Source organism: Muribaculum intestinale, from assembly GCF_002201515.1.
GTDB lineage: Bacteria > Bacteroidota > Bacteroidia > Bacteroidales > Muribaculaceae > Muribaculum > Muribaculum intestinale.
This window is the reverse complement of the sequence record NZ_CP021421.1, coordinates 207,582-223,651: the sequence shown is the minus strand read 5'-3', so window position 1 is coordinate 223,651 and position 16,070 is coordinate 207,582. Positions and strand designations below refer to the sequence as shown.

General features: G+C 54.6%; 8 protein-coding genes. 5 read left to right on the top strand and 3 right to left on the bottom strand.

Annotation, left to right across the window (positions count from 1 at the left end; translation table 11 throughout):
• The first annotated feature begins 126 nt into the window (after window positions 1–126).
• Complete coding sequence (gene sov / locus ADH68_RS01080; protein ID WP_232321448.1) at window positions 127–7,593, top strand: T9SS outer membrane translocon Sov/SprA; 7,467 nt, start codon at window positions 127–129, stop codon at window positions 7,591–7,593.
• A 13-nt stretch (window positions 7,594–7,606) separates the two neighbouring features.
• Here sov and ADH68_RS01075 read toward each other — a convergent pair whose 3' ends face one another.
• Together ADH68_RS01075 and ADH68_RS01070 are read right to left on the bottom strand one after the other, a co-directional pair.
• Window positions 7,607–9,142: a PH domain-containing protein gene (locus ADH68_RS01075; RefSeq protein ID WP_084273944.1), complete on the bottom strand. Its 1,536-nt coding sequence runs from the start codon at window positions 9,140–9,142 to the stop codon at window positions 7,607–7,609.
• Window positions 9,135–9,626: a PH domain-containing protein gene (locus ADH68_RS01070; RefSeq protein WP_068960164.1), complete on the bottom strand. Its 492-nt coding sequence runs from the start codon at window positions 9,624–9,626 to the stop codon at window positions 9,135–9,137. Before ADH68_RS01070 ends, ADH68_RS01075 begins: the two co-directional genes overlap by 8 nt.
• Window positions 9,627–9,892: 266 nt before the next feature.
• Here ADH68_RS01070 and ADH68_RS01065 point away from each other — a divergent pair, with 266 nt between their 5' ends.
• The 4 genes from ADH68_RS01065 (at window position 9,893) to ADH68_RS01050 (ending at window position 15,463) form a co-directional block, all read left to right on the top strand.
• On the top strand, window positions 9,893–10,741 hold the full coding sequence (locus ADH68_RS01065; protein WP_068960165.1) for an ATPase: 849 nt from the start codon (window positions 9,893–9,895) through the stop codon (window positions 10,739–10,741).
• 71 nt (window positions 10,742–10,812) lie between these two features.
• On the top strand, window positions 10,813–12,039 hold the full coding sequence (serB, locus tag ADH68_RS01060; protein WP_068960166.1) for a phosphoserine phosphatase SerB: 1,227 nt from the start codon (window positions 10,813–10,815) through the stop codon (window positions 12,037–12,039).
• The gene (locus ADH68_RS01055; protein ID WP_084273945.1) at window positions 12,026–14,401 is read left to right on the top strand and encodes a patatin-like phospholipase family protein; all 2,376 of its coding nucleotides are present in this window, start codon (window positions 12,026–12,028) and stop codon (window positions 14,399–14,401) included. Before serB ends, ADH68_RS01055 begins: the two co-directional genes overlap by 14 nt.
• Before the next feature lie 63 nt (window positions 14,402–14,464).
• Window positions 14,465–15,463, top strand: a complete 999-nt coding sequence (locus ADH68_RS01050; RefSeq protein WP_133165666.1) for a hypothetical protein — start codon at window positions 14,465–14,467, stop codon at window positions 15,461–15,463.
• Between the two features lie 34 nt (window positions 15,464–15,497).
• Here the strand turns inward: ADH68_RS01050 and ADH68_RS01045 are convergent, their stop codons facing one another.
• The gene (locus ADH68_RS01045; protein WP_128712293.1) at window positions 15,498–15,929 is read right to left on the bottom strand and encodes a hypothetical protein; all 432 of its coding nucleotides are present in this window, start codon (window positions 15,927–15,929) and stop codon (window positions 15,498–15,500) included.
• Between the last annotated feature and the right edge of the window lie 141 nt (window positions 15,930–16,070).

The following is a 16,070-nucleotide window of genomic DNA, read 5'->3' as shown; positions in this document are numbered from 1 at the left end:
GTGTACGTTAATATGGCATACGGATGCCTGCAATGAAGGGCATCTTTTTCATGAATGAGACTTTTAAGGCCAAGGTCATATACACATTTCTTGCGGACGAATGAGCCGGCTGTACGGTTGGTGGCGATGATACGACGCTGCATTACAACCCGATACACCACGATGCTGCTCCTTGCGGCAGTCGTGGCTATCCTGCTTTGGGGGATAGCCGTCCCCCGGGCACTCGCCGCTCCGCAGTACCGCGACCCGGCCATATTGCCTCCGCCGCCCCCATCGCGCGATGTCCCCGCACAGGGATTCACGTCGGCTCCCGACAGTTCCGGACTCCCGGTGCTCACTCCTACCATACCGCCTGACTACCGGGCGCTCGCCGAGGACGAGCTGGCCGCCGACCTCGCCACGCCATCCAACATACGCACCGAGGTAGAATACGACATAGAGTCGGGATGCTACATCGTCCATACCAAGGTTGGCGAGTTTGATATCGCCACACCATTCATGCTTACCCCCGCGCAGTACAATCAGTTGCAGCTCAGGCAGTCGATGCAGCAGTATTTCAACAAGCGCAACAGCGAGCTGCTCAAGGGGGAGACTGAAAAGGAGCCGTTCAATGTGCTCGACATGAACTTCGCTCTCGGACCGCTTGAGAAGATTTTCGGCCCCGGAGGCGTAAAGCTAAAGACCACAGGCTCCGTACAGATATCTATGGGCGTCAAGAGCAACAAGACCGACAACCCGGCCCTGTCGCTTACCGCACGCCGCCGCACATACTTCGACTTCGACCAGAAAATACAGGCCAACGTCAACGCCTCGGTTGGCGACCGCATGAAGTTTGGTCTGAGCTACAACACCGACGCGACATTCGACTTCGACTCCAAAAACATAACCCTCGCCTACGAAGGCAAGGAGGACGACATAGTAAAAAGCATCGAGGCCGGCAACGTGTCAATGACAACAGGCTCGTCGCTGATACGCGGTAGCGCCGCTTTGTTCGGTATAAAGTCGACACTGCAGTTCGGCAAACTTACAGCCACGGCGCTGGTGTCGCAGCAGAACAGTGAGTCTCGCTCGGTGTCGACAAAAGGTGGTGTGCAGACTACCAAATTCTCGGTCAACGTCGATCAGTATGATCAGAACCGTCACTTCTTTCTGGCCCATTTCTTCCGCGACAACTACGACACATTCGCATCCAAGCTGCCATATGTGGCCTCGGGCGTGAGCATCACGCGTATCGAGGTGTGGGTCACCAACAAAAGCGGCAACTACAACCAGTCGCGCAACATCGTGTCGTTCATGGACCTTGGAGAGAGCCAGGTGCTTGCCAACGATTACTGGCGTCCCAACCCGGCTATTCCCAATCCGTCCAACACCTCCAACGCCCTTCTCGAGATTATAAAGACCGAGTATCCCGGAGCACGCAACATCAACACCGTCACTCAGGCTCTCGACCCGCTCCAGGCTTTCGGCATCGAGGGCGGACGCGACTTCGAGAAGGTGGAGAGCGCCCGACTGCTCCAGTCGTCGGAGTACACGCTGAATTCCACTCTCGGCTACATATCGCTGAAGACGGCGCTCAACGCCGACGAAGTGCTCGGAGTTGCCTACGAGTATACCTACCGCGGCCAGGTGTATCAGGTTGGTGAGTTCTCGGCCGACATCACCACCTCGTCCGACGCTCTTTACGTCAAGATGCTTAAAAACACCACCACCTCGCCCAAAGTGCCGATGTGGAAGCTGATGATGAAAAACGTATACTCGCTCGGAGCCTATCAGGTCGAGAAAAGCAACTTCCGCCTTAATATCAAGTATCTGAGCGACACTACAGGCACGCAGATTAATTATCTTCCCGTGCCGGGCCTCATCGACAAACCTCTGCTTCAGGTGATGAATCTCGACCGTCTCGACTCCAATCAGGAGGGGAACCCCGACGGATTCTTCGACTTTATCGAGGGATACACCGTGCTTGCATCATCCGGAAAGGTAATATTCCCCGTGGCCGAGCCGTTCGGCTCTCATCTTGAGAAGGCAATCGGCAATCCGGTGATTGCCGAGAACTACACATATCCCGAGCTATACGACTCCACCCTGGTTGTAGCCCGGCAGCTCGCCCACAAAAACAAGTTTATCATCTCCGGTGAGTACCAGTCATCGGGAGGCTCGCAGATTCGTCTCAATGCCATGAATGTGCCGCGCGGTTCTGTCGTGGTGATGGCCGGCGGCGTTAGGCTCACCGAAAATTCCGATTATACCGTCGACTATGCAATGGGTGTGGTGACTATCACCAACCAGAGCATTATCGACTCCGGACAGAGCATATCGGTGACTCTTGAAAACCAGTCGATGTTCAACACACAGCGCAAGACTCTGCTCGGACTCGACCTTAACTATAAGTTCAACAAGGATTTCAATCTCGGAGCCACCGTCATGCACTTCTCCGAGAAAGCCCTTACAGAAAAGGTCAATATCGGCGACGAGACTGTCAACAATACCATGTTCGGCATAAATCTCGCCTACAACACCCGATTCATGTGGCTTACCAATCTGCTCAACAAGATACCGACAGTCAACGCCACACAGCCTTCTACGCTGAGCATTCAAGCCGAGGCCGCCCGCCTCCAGCCCCACAAGCAGAAATCGGGCACCAACCGTGGCTCGTCGTATGTCGACGATTTCGAGTCGACACAGACAGGCATCGACCTCCGCTCGCCGTATGCATGGACTCTCGCCTCTACGCCATACCAGCAGGGGCCCGACGCGCTATTCCCCGAGGCGGCATTGAGCAACAATGTCGACTACGGCAAAAACCGCGCGCTCCTGGCGTGGTACTACATCGACCGGATGTTCACACAGCGCAATTCGTCGCTCTGCCCGGGCTACATAGCCTCTGACCTCAAGCAGCTCTCCAACCCCTACGTGCGCGAGGTCACATCCACCGAGATTTTCCCCGACCGACAGCTTGCCTACGGCGAGTCAAATATCATACAGACCCTCAACCTGTCGTTCTACCCTAACGAACGTGGCCCCTACAACCTCGATGCTGTCAACATCGACGACCAGGGCAACCTCATGCAACCGGAAAAACGATGGGGCGGAATAATGCGCAAGCTCGACAACACCAACTTCGAGCAGGCCAATATCGAGTATGTGCAGTTCTGGCTTATGAATCCGTTCCTGGACCCTGACAATCCCAACACCGAAGGCGGCGATTTCTACCTCAACTTCGGCGAGGTAAGCGAGGATATCCTCAAGGACGGACTCAAAAGCTACGAAAACGGCATACCCTACGACGGCAACAACCAGTTTCTCGAAGAAACCGTATGGGGACGCGTGTCGCGACAGAACTCCCTTACCTACGCATTCGACAACAATGCCGGCTCGCGTCTGGTGCAGGACGTCGGTCTCGACGGCCTGAAAAACGACGAGGAGTTTACATTCTCGTCATATTCCGACTATCTCGACGGCCTGCGCCGCAAGCTCGCTCCCGATGCTGTCGACCGCATGCATGCCGACCAGTTTTCGCCGTTCAACGACCCTGCCGGCGACAACTACCACTTCTATCGCGGCTACGACTACGACGAGCAGCGCCTCGGGGTGCTTGAGCGCTACAAGCACTACAATGGAGTCGAAGGCAACTCGCTCTCTCCATCCGATGCGCCCGAACCTCTCTACCAGAGTTCGCGCACCGGGCCCGATGTCGAGGATATCAACCAGGACAATACCCTCAACGAGTATGAGCGCTACTTCCAGTATAAGGTGTCGCTCCGTCCCGAGGATTTTGTAGTGGGCAAGAATTATATCACCGACAAGCAGGTGTCGCCGGTGGTATGCCGCGACGGTAGCACACAGATGGCCGAATGGTACCAGTTCAAGATACCTCTCTCCGACTATGAGCGTGTGGTGGGCTCAATCAACGACTTCTCGACCGTGCGTTTCATGCGTATGTTCATGACAGGATTCAAGTCAGTGACCCATCTGCGCTTTGCCACCCTCGAGCTGGTGCGCGGCGAGTGGCGACCCTACAGCTATTCGCTCAATACCCGCGGTGATTCTCCGGCCGAGGGCGAACTCGACATATCGGTGGTCAATATCGAGGAGAACGCCGGACGAGAGCCGGTCAACTACGTCCTCCCACCGGGAGTCACACGTGCCACCGACCCCGGACAGTCGCAGATACTCCAGCTCAACGAGCAGTCGATGTCGCTCAAGGTGCTCGGTCTGCAGCCGGGCGACGCGCGCGCCGTTTACCGCAACACCCAGCACGACCTCCGCAACTATAAGAGGCTCCAGATGTGGGTGCATGCCGAAAGCCTTATCGACAATGTAACCAACCTGCGCAGCGGAGAGCTGTCGATATTCCTGCGCCTCGGCTCCGATATCAAAAACAACTATTATGAGTACGAGATTCCCCTGACGCTCACTCCCCACCGGAAATACGACCAGGAGAATGTCGAGGACCGTTACGCCGTATGGCCCCTCTCCAACCGTTTCGACTTCGCCCTCCAGGAGCTTGTCAACCTTAAGAAAGAGCGCAACCGCGCCAAGCACGACCCGTCGAGCGGAGTAGGGTATACCACTCTGTTTACCGGACGCGACCCCGACAACGAGGCCAACCGTATGGCCGTGATGGGCAACCCGTCGCTGAGCGATGTGCGTGTGATGCTTATCGGTGTGCGCAACAACGCTTCTACCGCACGCGACGGCATCGTGTGGGTCAATGAGCTTAAAGTCACCGACTTCGACGAATCGGGCGGATGGGCCGCAAAAGCCAATGTGAATATCGGTGTGAGCGATATTGCCACCCTGAATTTCGGCACACATATCGAGACGGCCGGATTCGGCGGCGTGGACCAGCCGCTCAATGCAAGGCGGATGGACGATTACCGACAGTTTAACTTCGCCGTGCAGGCCGATATGGGACGTTTCTTCCCCGAGAAACTCAAACTGAAGGCTCCCGTATATTACTCGGTAAGCAACGAGACCACTCTGCCCAAGTACAATCCTCTTGACCAGGACGTGCTCCTCAAGGACGCGCTCGACGAGGCCGTTACAAAGACCGAGCGCGACTCCATACGCGATTACGCCATCGAGAAGTCAACTATCAAGAGTTTCAGTATATCCGGACTTCAGTTTGATCGTCGCTCGGAGAAGTCAAAACCTTGGGATCCGGGCAACTTCGTCTTCAACTTCTCGTTCAACAAGCGCCATAATTCCGACCCGACCACCGAGTATGAGAATACCAACGATTACCGTGGCTCGCTGCAATATACTTGGACACCTTATTTTAAGGGTGTCAAGCCTTTCGGATGGATTAAATCGAAAAACCGCAACCTCAAGTTCTTCAAGGAGTGGGAGGTCAACTACCTGCCGTCCAACATTTCATTCCTTACCACAATGTCGCGCTACTACTATGAGCAGCAGACACGTTCCGAGGTCGACCAGATGATGACGCTCCCGGTGTCGGTAAGCAAGAACTTCCTATGGGACCGTCAGCTCAATCTCACATGGAATCTTACCAAGCAGCTGACATTCAACTTCGCCAGCAACACCTCGGCCCGCATCGAGGAGCCGGTGGGCGCGGTCAACAGGCGCCTCTTCCCCGACAGGTATAAGGAGTGGCGCGATACGGTGATACAGTCGATACTGCGCATGGGCACCCCATGGGCCTACAACCAGACTTTCACCGCAAGCTACAAGGCGCCGTTCTCGCGCATCCCGGTAGTCGACTTCCTCAACGGTTCGGTAACATACAATGCCACATACCGCTGGGACCGCGGCGCTACCGTCGACGGCGAGAAGGTGGGCAACACTATCGCCAATCAGGCGGCATGGAACTTCGACGGTCGCCTCAATCTCGAAGGACTTTACAACAAGTTCTCCTATCTGAAGAAGGTCAACCAGCGATTCTCTTCGTCAAAGCGTGCCACTCCGCCCAAGAAGGCGAAGCGCTTCGAGCGCACGTTCAAGCTCAACGCCGACACTTCGCTTGTGATACGCCACAATCTGCGCAACCGCAAAGTGAAGGTTACGGCCGCCACACCCGACGGCAAGCCGTTTGTGGTAAGGACCCGCGTCAAGGATGTCAATACCATCGAGGTGCTTACCCATGGCGACCAGAACATAAAGTTTACCATCGTCGAGGTGCTTAAGGACGACAAGACAATATGGCGCGAGATAGGGGAGCATGCCACACGATTCGCCATGATGACACGTTCGGTTAACATTCGTTACCGCACGAGCCACTCTATGTCACTGCCGCTGTTCGGCCCCGACATCGGCAATGTGTTCGGACAGAGCCGCAGCTATGGCCCCATGTCGCCGGGTCTCGACTTTGCGTTCGGATTCTCGGGCGAGGACTATGTGACCAAGGCCAAGGAGCGCGGTTGGCTGATGATTGACGACAACCAGACCTCCCCGTCTATATGGTCGACTACCAATGAGTTTAACCTTGATATCGACCTTGAGCCTGTGCGCGGCCTGAAAATCAAGCTGACCAACAACCGCACCGACAACCATTCCAACCAGGTGCAGTTCATGTATGCCGACATGCCAACCACACGCACCGGCAGCTACACCAAGACCCACTGCGCCCTGCGCACGGCCCTGCGCACGTCGCGTGCCGAGGACGGCTACAACAGCGCCGCTTTCAATCAGTTCCTTGACAACATACCTGTGATAGCGGGCCGCATCGAGGCACGCTATGCCGGCACCACATATCCTTCCGGCGGATTCATGACCGACAATCCCAATGCCGGACGCCCGTTCTCGACAAAGGTAGGACAGGCCAACCGCGCCTCGTCCGATGTGCTCATACCCGCATTCATCGCGGCATACACCGGTGTCGACGCCCGGAAGGTATACCTCACGCCTTTCCCGAAACTTACCGACATACTTCCCAACTGGAGAGTAACCTACGACGGGCTGATACGCATCGGGCGTCTGAGCGAGATATTCAAGACCGTTACCCTCAACCATGCCTATCAGTGTACCTACACGGTGGGTTCCTACGGCTCGTATCTCAACTGGATGCAGGTTGGCACCGGCGACATGGGTTTCATCCCCAACGCCGATGGAGCGCCCATCCCATCGTCGCCCTACAATATATCCACTGTGGCGATAACCGAGAAGTTCGCCCCGCTAATCGGCCTTGCCGTAACGCTCAAAAACGACCTGAAATTCAATGCCGAGTACCGCGACGGACGCACACTTACCCTCAACTCCGATGCCGGACAGCTCGTCGAGGCCAATACACGTAACATCACAGCCGGTGTGGGCTACAAAATAGTGGGCTTCAATACTGTGCTTAAAATGCGCGGTTCCGGTCAAGGTATATCCAACGACCTTACCATCAACGCCGACTTCTCCTACCAGCAGACCCAGGCGCTCATTCGACGCATAGAGACCAACTACGCGCAGGCCACATCCGGCACGCGCACCATCGGATTCAACCTCTCGGCATCATATGTAATGAGCCGCCGCATGACCGTATCGGCCTATATCGACCACCAGATCAACACTCCGCTGATATCTTCCTCAGCCTATCCGACCACCAACTCCAACTACGGCATAACCTTCAACCTCAACCTCGCCCGCTAATCCCCGTGGAGCATCAGGCCGATACTGCCTCGTCATCGGCCTGAGTGTCAATAGCTCTTGCTGTGGATGTTGTGGTGCGTCTCGTTGATTTGTAGAGAAGTAGCTCGTAGATGCGCATGGCTTCCTCATGTCGGAGGCTCCTTATGGTGAAAGTGGACCCTGAGGTTGAGAGCGACAGGGAAACACGCCCGGTCAACCTCGATACGGGTGTACGGGTTAATCTCACCACCTCCACATTATCGTATTTCACATAATTCTTTATTTCAGCGAAGCGTCCTTTGCCGATTATTACATATGATTCTCTGAGAGAGATGTGGCTGTGGCGCATCGTCAGTATGCCTTTGGGTATGCCCGCTGACATGTAGATGACCGGAAGGATAATCCAACTGTACATCCCGAGATAGCACAGTGCCGCTGTGGCCACTGCCGAGACAAGCAGGTCGGGCAACAGGGAATGGGTGATTACACCTTTGCCGGATTTTGCGGCGGTGATTTCCTGTTCCTGTCCGTACTCTTGTCCAAGCCATCGGCCGAGGAAAAAGTCGGAACAGTCATGGCCGTAAATCTTCAGGTTATCTTCCTCTTTCTGTGCGCTTGAGTTCATAGCCTGTTTCATGGCAAGCGTGCAGAGTCCGAAGCGACGTTCCGGGTAATTGCGTTTTACCCACACCGTGCATATCTTGTCGCAGTCAAAGCGGCTGCTCATGCGTGAAAACAGTCCGTGGCTGAATGTCAGTGTCTTGCTGTCGTAGGTGAGCGAGAGGTCGTAATATCTCAATAGCACTTTTCCAAGCCACAGCACGAGCGACACCACATAGGCCGATGCCATAATCATGGCTATGCCGGCCACCGACATGGCTAAATGTGCGAAATGCGATTCGAAATAGTCAGCGATTATATCGAAGAGGTTTTCATACAGGTTGAGCATGTTGTTGAAAAATACGGCAACGAATCCTCCAAGCACAGCCATCCCTTTCAGGTGGTTCTGGCAGAGCGCGTCAAGCACCAGATCCGTGTTGCTGAACTTTCTGTACGATGTATGGCTCCTCACCGGAGGAGGAGGCATATCTGCGACAGCGGGCTGCGGCCGCTCTTGCAGTTCAATCCGTTTCAGCAGACTTTGCCAGTCGGCCTCGCTTAGTATGAGCTCGATTTCCTCACCCTTGTCTGCAAGAGTGTCGAAAAGCACTCCCCGCAGACTGAGAATACGGTAGAACATGCCTTGTCGGGTGCGCAGTGTGTGTATGTGGGTTAGTGGGATGGTGGTGGTGACACGACCGATCATGTTGTGACGGTAGATGAGATTTCCACCATCTACATGAAATTTTAGCTTGAAAAACGCAAGTGAGGCCAAAGCCAGCGCCACACATACAGTGACGCCGAATAAGATTGCTATTTTCTGTAGATTTTCGACGATGCCATCCTCTGATTTAAAGATTTCATATGCCGAAAATATGATGGTCGCGTTGAGCACAAGTCGGAAGTATTTCAGAAAATAGATGAAAAACGCACCGAGGCTCATCCTTTGTGGAACAGAGAAGTCAGTCATTATTCAGTCGTTGGGTTATGACATTCTTGATTCCGTCGGCTTTTTCCTTGGTGAGGCCATGTATGGCGAGTGCTGACAGAGCTTGTGCCCCGTTTACGACATCTATTGCGTATAGACCGAAAAACTTAGACACGGGGTTCTGGCGGATGCTCACCTGTTGTATTCTGGAGAATGGTACAGTGGTGGTAGTCGGAAATATCACCCCGCTGCGATAGGTGATGTCATGTTCGCGGAGTGCATAGCCTTTCCTCAGATACGCTTTACTGAGTATTACGAGATTGACAATCAACGACACAACTATCACAGCCTCGGCTGCGACACACCACCATGGACTGTCGGTAAGGAGCAAAAACAATGCAAGGGCAGCCAGAGTGGCGTAGGTGATTGTCGCGCTTGCTCTCTGCACTGCTCTGTATTTCGGACTCACCGGCTCATAACGAAGCTCCTCAATCCGGTCGGTCGTCTCAATCTGGCGATTACTCATATCTTCTTGATTGGTTTCACCTGCACATTTAAAGAATATTTGTGCTTAAACTTTAACATGCTCTAAGAAACTGCATGAAATGTGTGATTTGTTTAGCTGCAAATTTAGCGAAAAAAATCATTATACGATATATTATCGAGAAGGCACTGTGACGTATAGCATGTTTAGAACCGTAAAATACAACAAGTAGGGTATATTCTGGATATCATAAGGAGCAATCAATAGAAATTATTGCTAAATTTGCGGCTGATAAAGATATTAAGAGAATGAAACTGATTGCCGATAGCGGCGGCACCAAGGTCGAGTGGGCTTTGGTGGATGCCGGAAAGGTTGTGAAGCAGATTTTCACTTCCGGGATTAACACGCTGATACTTACTGAGGAAGAAATTTCACAATATATAGACGACGAGCTTATATTGCAGCTTGGCGACCTTGCCCGCAATGTCACCGAAGTATATTTCTACGGTGCCGGATGTGTCGACGACGACGTGTGCCGCACGGTGCGCCGTGCCATACGCGCCAACATACCCGTCGACGCTGTAGAGGCTCATTCCGACCTGCTCGGAGCCGCCCGCGCCATTTTCGGACGCGAAAGCGGCATTGCCTGCATACTCGGCACCGGGGCCAACTCGGGATACTACAACGGAACTCTCATCAAGGACCATATCAGCCCGCTGGGATACATACTCGGCGACGAAGGGAGCGGAGCCGTGCTCGGACGCCATCTCATCGGCGACGTGCTCAAGCATCAGCTGCCGCGCGAACTGTGCGACCGTTTCCTCGACGAGTACAACCTCGACTCCGCAGCAATACTGCGTCGTGTCTACAAAGAGCCTATGCCCAACCGATTCCTGGCAAGCGTGACGCCGTTCCTGCTGAAAAACATCGAGGAGCCGGCAATACACCGTCTCGTGCTCAACGAGTTCAAGTCGTTTTTCGTGCGCAATGTCGCCCAGTACGACAATTACCGCAACCTGCCGGTAGGATTCGTTGGCTCAATCGCTTTCCATTACCGCAACGTGCTTGAGGAGGCCGCCGCCGCCCTCGACACCACTATCTCCATCGTGCTCCGCACTCCGATGGAGGGCCTTGTGCGCTATCATTCCGAAGCCTGACACGCTCAGGCCTGAATGACCCCGACCTGCTCAACAAAACTACACATTTACCCTATACCCCTTCCCTCCAGATGAATACCGAACTTATCCTCGTCAACATATCCGGATATGACCGTCCGGGCGTTACCGCGGCTCTTACCGACATTCTCGCACGCTACGATGCCTCGATTCTCGATATCGGTCAGGCCGACATCCATCACACCCTTTCGCTCGGTATCCTTTTCAAGACGTCGGGCGAGCTATCCGGCAATATAATGAAGGATCTCCTCTTCAAGGCGTCGGAGCTTAACGTGCAGATACGCTTCACCCCGGTCCCTGTGGGGGAATACGAGGAGTGGGTCACGATGCAGGGTAAGAACCGCTGGATTGTCACCATACTCGGACGCCAGCTGACGGCACGCCAGATTGCCGCCGTGACATCGATTATTGCCGAGCAGCAGCTAAATATCGACGGCATACAGCGCCTTACCGGACGTGTGCCCCTCGAAGCCTCGAAACCCGCCGGAGCAAAGGCCTGCGTGGAGTTTTCAGTGCGAGGCAATCCACGCGACATCAGCCGTATGCAGAGCGAGTTCATGCGCCTGTCGGCAACCGAAAATTTCGATATATCCCTCCAGGAGGACACCATGTACCGACGTTGCCGCCGACTCGTGTGCTTCGATATGGACTCTACCCTTATTGAGACCGAGGTAATCGACGAGCTGGCCATACGTGCCGGAGTGGGCGACAAGGTAAAAGCCATCACAGAGCGTGCCATGCGTGGCGAAATCGACTTTGACGAGAGCTTCCGCGAACGTGTCGCGCTGCTTAAAGGGCTCGACGAGAGCGTGATGCGCGAGATTGCCGAGAACCTACCTATTACCGAGGGCGTAGGCCGCATGATGCAGGTGTTGAAACGCGCCGGATTCAAGACTGCCATACTTTCGGGAGGTTTCACCTACTTCGGCAACTATCTCAAGCAGAAGTTCGGATTTGACTACATGTATGCCAACGAGCTTGAAATCATCGACGGCAAACTCACCGGGCGTCATCTCGGACCGATTGTCAACGGCGCCCGCAAAGCCGAGCTCTTGCGTCTGCTCGCTCAGGTAGAAAATATCAATATCGCCCAGACAATAGCTGTGGGCGACGGCGCCAACGACCTGCCGATGCTCACCACTGCCGGTCTGGGCATAGCCTATCACGCAAAGCCCAAGGTGAAGGCTACCGCCGGGCAGAGCCTATCTACAATCGGCCTTGACGGTGTGCTCTATTTTATCGGATTCAAGGATTCATTCATCTCCGATGGCACGGTGTAAGGCCGCGGGCCGGCTTCGTAAAGCCTTGTATGGCACAGCGCTGCGCCTGTCGGCCACGCTGTTGGCTGTGTGTGTGTCATGCCTTCCCGGGGAATATGCCTTGGCGCACTCCGCGCCACAGTCGGTGGGACTTGTGCTGAGCGGCGGAGGCGCCAAGGGGATAGCGCATATAGGTGTAATCAAGGCATTGGAGGACAATGATATACCAATCGACTATATCGCAGGCACCTCCATGGGCGCGATAGTCGGAGGTCTGTATGCCGCGGGATATACCACCGACGAGATGCTCGACATGATTCTTTCAAAAGAGTTCTCCTACTGGTCGACAGGCACCATCGACCCCGCCTATATATATTATTATGCCAAGGAGGAGCCTACTCCACATATGGTGAAGCTCAATCTGAGTCTGCGCGATTCGACCGGTACCTCAGGCATACTCCCCACCTCGCTTATCAATCCGCTACCCATGAACTTCGCTTTCATGGACCTTTTCGCACGGTATTCCGCGCAGTGCGGAGGCGACTTCGACCGGCTTTTCGTGCCCTTCCGCTGCGTTGCCTCAGACGTCTACCACAAGCACAAGGTAGTGATGCGTTCCGGTTCGCTGGGCGACGCCATACGCGCCTCCATGTCGTTTCCGATGGTGTTCGAGCCTATCGAAATCGACAGTGTGCTGATGTACGACGGCGGCATCTACGACAACTTTCCTGTCGATGTGATGCGCTCTGATTTTGCACCCGACATAATGATTGGCGTCGATGTAAGCGCTCCCGACACCAAGCCCGACCGCAACAACATGTTCCAGCAGCTTGAGGACATGATAATCCAGAACAACGACTACTCCCTGCCGGCCGAGGAGGGGATAAAGATACGCGTGCCTGTACAGCAGTTCGGACTGCTCGACTTCCCCCTTGCCAAAGAGATATATCAGATAGGCTACGACAAGGCCATGTCGATGATGGATTCGATAACTTCCCGTGTCACTGCCCGCATCCCCTCGGAGGCGCGCTCGCTGCGCCGCGAGGTGTTCAAGTCGGCCACACCTTATGTGCGCTTCGACTCTGTAAGTGTGTCGGGCGGTTCGCCCGGTCAGAACGAGTTTATACGCTACACTTTCACCGGCAATGAGTCGGATACATTCGGCCTGGCGCGTGCCAAGGATGCATACTATCGCATTATCTCGGGAGGCAAGCTACGCAATCTCGTGCCAAAGGCTCTCTACAATGACTCCACCTCAATGTTTACGCTCGACCTCAACGCCGATGTAAAAAACAAGTTCAATGTAGGCATGGGCGGCTATATCACCTCTACGAGCAACTCGATGCTTTTCCTATCGTCGGGTTATTCGACGCTCAGCTTCAACTCGCTCAATATCGGTGTCGACGCATGGATAGGCCAGAGCTATATGGCTTGCACGGCGAAGGCGCGCGTGGCCATGCGCAGTGCCATACCGTCGTATCTCGAACTGCAGGGTGTGATATCCCGGACCAAGGAGTACGATAGCGGACGGATATTCTACGACGAGGGCTCGACTCTGGCCACATCCGCCGAGCTTTTCCTGCGGCTCAACTACGGTGTTGCCGTAGGTCGAAGCGGCAAGGCCGTGCTGTCGGCAGGCATCGGACGACTGAGCCACCGCTTCTACGACGCTCTGATAGTAGCGCCTGTCGACCGCGACCGTCTCACCCTCCGCCTTGCTCAAGTGCGTGCCGCATACGAGCGCAACACTCTTAACGACCCATCGGCTCCTACCGCCGGCATGCGCCTGCGCGCCGGAGTGCTGGGAGTGTACGGCAATGACACCTACTTCCCTGAAAATGACCGTGCACGCGCTGTCGACGGCAATGACCGCTGGTGGGTGCAGGGCGAGTTTGAGTTCGACCGTTACTGGCAGTTGGCCAAGCGCTTCTATTTCGGTGTCACTTCCACTACGGTGGCCTCGTCGCAGAAGGCGTTCGACACATATGCCGCCACCGAGGTGATGCTCCCTTCGTTCAGGCCCACACCATCCTCCTATGGATATTTCAACACCCGCTTCCGCAGCAGTCAGTTTACCACACTCGGTATTGTACCCGTGTGGAATCCGTTCGGAATGTTCCAGTTGCGGGCCGGCCTCTACTGCTTCATGCCTTGGCGCGAGGTGCGTCCGTCGCTGCAACCTGTAGGCGGTATGCCGGTGGTGGGTGTAGAGTATGGCGATTGGTTCCGCAATCCGCGATTTATAGGCGAGATAAAGGCCGCTTATTCTCTGCCGTTCGCCCAGCTGTCGGCCTATGCCAACTATAGCGATTCGCCGGGCAACAGGTGGAACTTCGGCCTCTCGTTCGGTCTGTTCTTCCTTGCGCCGAGATTCATGTACTGAGCGCGCCTACGGTATCATGCGCTGATGCGGTGAGCCGCTTTTTTCTCAAAATTATAATTCATTATGTTCTCACACTCCTCATTCCCAGTGTTTTGTGCTGCCGTTGCGGCTGTGTTGTGCTTACCGTCGGTTGTCTGCGGCAGAGATGGCACGGTGGTGCCGTCGCGACGCTACTATGCCGCCGGCGATACTGTCGTGTGTGTCCCTGCCGATGCGTCGTATTTTGCAGTAGAACTGCGGGCATCCTTGCCCGGCATGAAAGAGGGGAGGGGATGTTCGGCCGACCGTGTGGGCCTCACCGACGGGGCCGGACAGTGGGCCATGCTTTGCGGATTCAATTCCGACTATGGTTCCGAGCTTGACCGCCGCGGGCTGCGGCTTGTCTATGGCCATACGGATGTCGGGGGCCGCACGGTTGCCATAGATTCTGTCGATGTCTACGATGATGTGAACACGATGAGAGGCTTCAATACCCTCGCGCTGGAGTGGAGCAGGACAGAATCCGGGGCACGGCTTGACATGTTTGTCGGGAGCAAGCAGCCGCGGCTTGTCATGTCGGTAGCCGCGCCTATGCCTGAAGAGCCGGTAAGGATATCCGGCCATGGAAGAAGGGAAGTCGAGACGCTTATGACCGAGTGGAGCAAGGATCCGCGCGACGCGCTCTTTACCGGATGGACCCAAGAGGCGCTTGACGAGCGTTTCTCTCACTCGACCGATGCCGTGGAGGGATACTGGAGCTATTTCGACCGTCGCACCGATGATGACCGCGCGCGTATCGGCGGAAAATACCGGCTGGCGATTGTAGGCAACGGTAGTCCGGGCGGTTACGACATACTTTATGCCGACGGAGCCGTGACCGGTGCCGGCCTATGGCGCAAGGCTATGCTTAAAGGGCGCATGACGGCCTCGCGATTTGAGCATATGTGGCAGATTGAATGGTACGATGCCAACGGCGACCTGCTTGATGACGACGAGGCCTACGCCACGCTTTCTCTTCCGGCAGGTGTGCTTTCTGTAGAGTTTCCACTGTATCGTTCGCGCATCCGCTTCGCCAAGGACTGAGATATTATAATTCTTATATATAATCTATGAATTGCTACTCCTGCTTCTGGGTTATCATCTTGATATCGGAGGTCTCTTTGTTGTATTCGAGTATGAAGTCGGAGAATGTCAGTATGATTGTGCGCGGATTGTTCTCGGCTATCATGAGGTCGGATGTCAGCTCGCGGGCTTCCAGGTACTGATATATCCTTGGCATTTCGTTGAAAATCAGTATCGAGGGGATGGGTACTCCGTTGCCGTTGATTGATGTCCACTGGTAGTTGGCATCAAACACAAGTGTGGCGCCGTTTTTGATGGTCACATAGTAGTTGCCGTTGCGCTCGTCGTAGTCGCTTACAGAGGCTCCGGGCCAGTATGATGATATAAACTCTTTTATCGAGGTAGGCACGTCGTCCCATACTGTCGAGCTACAGGCCATAAGTATAAGGAGTACGACTATCGCATATAAGGATCGGTGACGTAACATGGTTAAAGGGATTTTATGCTTTGATAACACACCTGTGCCTCTGTAAGTTCATAATAATATGGGGTTTAACCTCTTTAACACTGAGAATCGGAAATTTTTTCACATACGACGGCTGATTTGTTGTAAAAACAGTTGGTCATT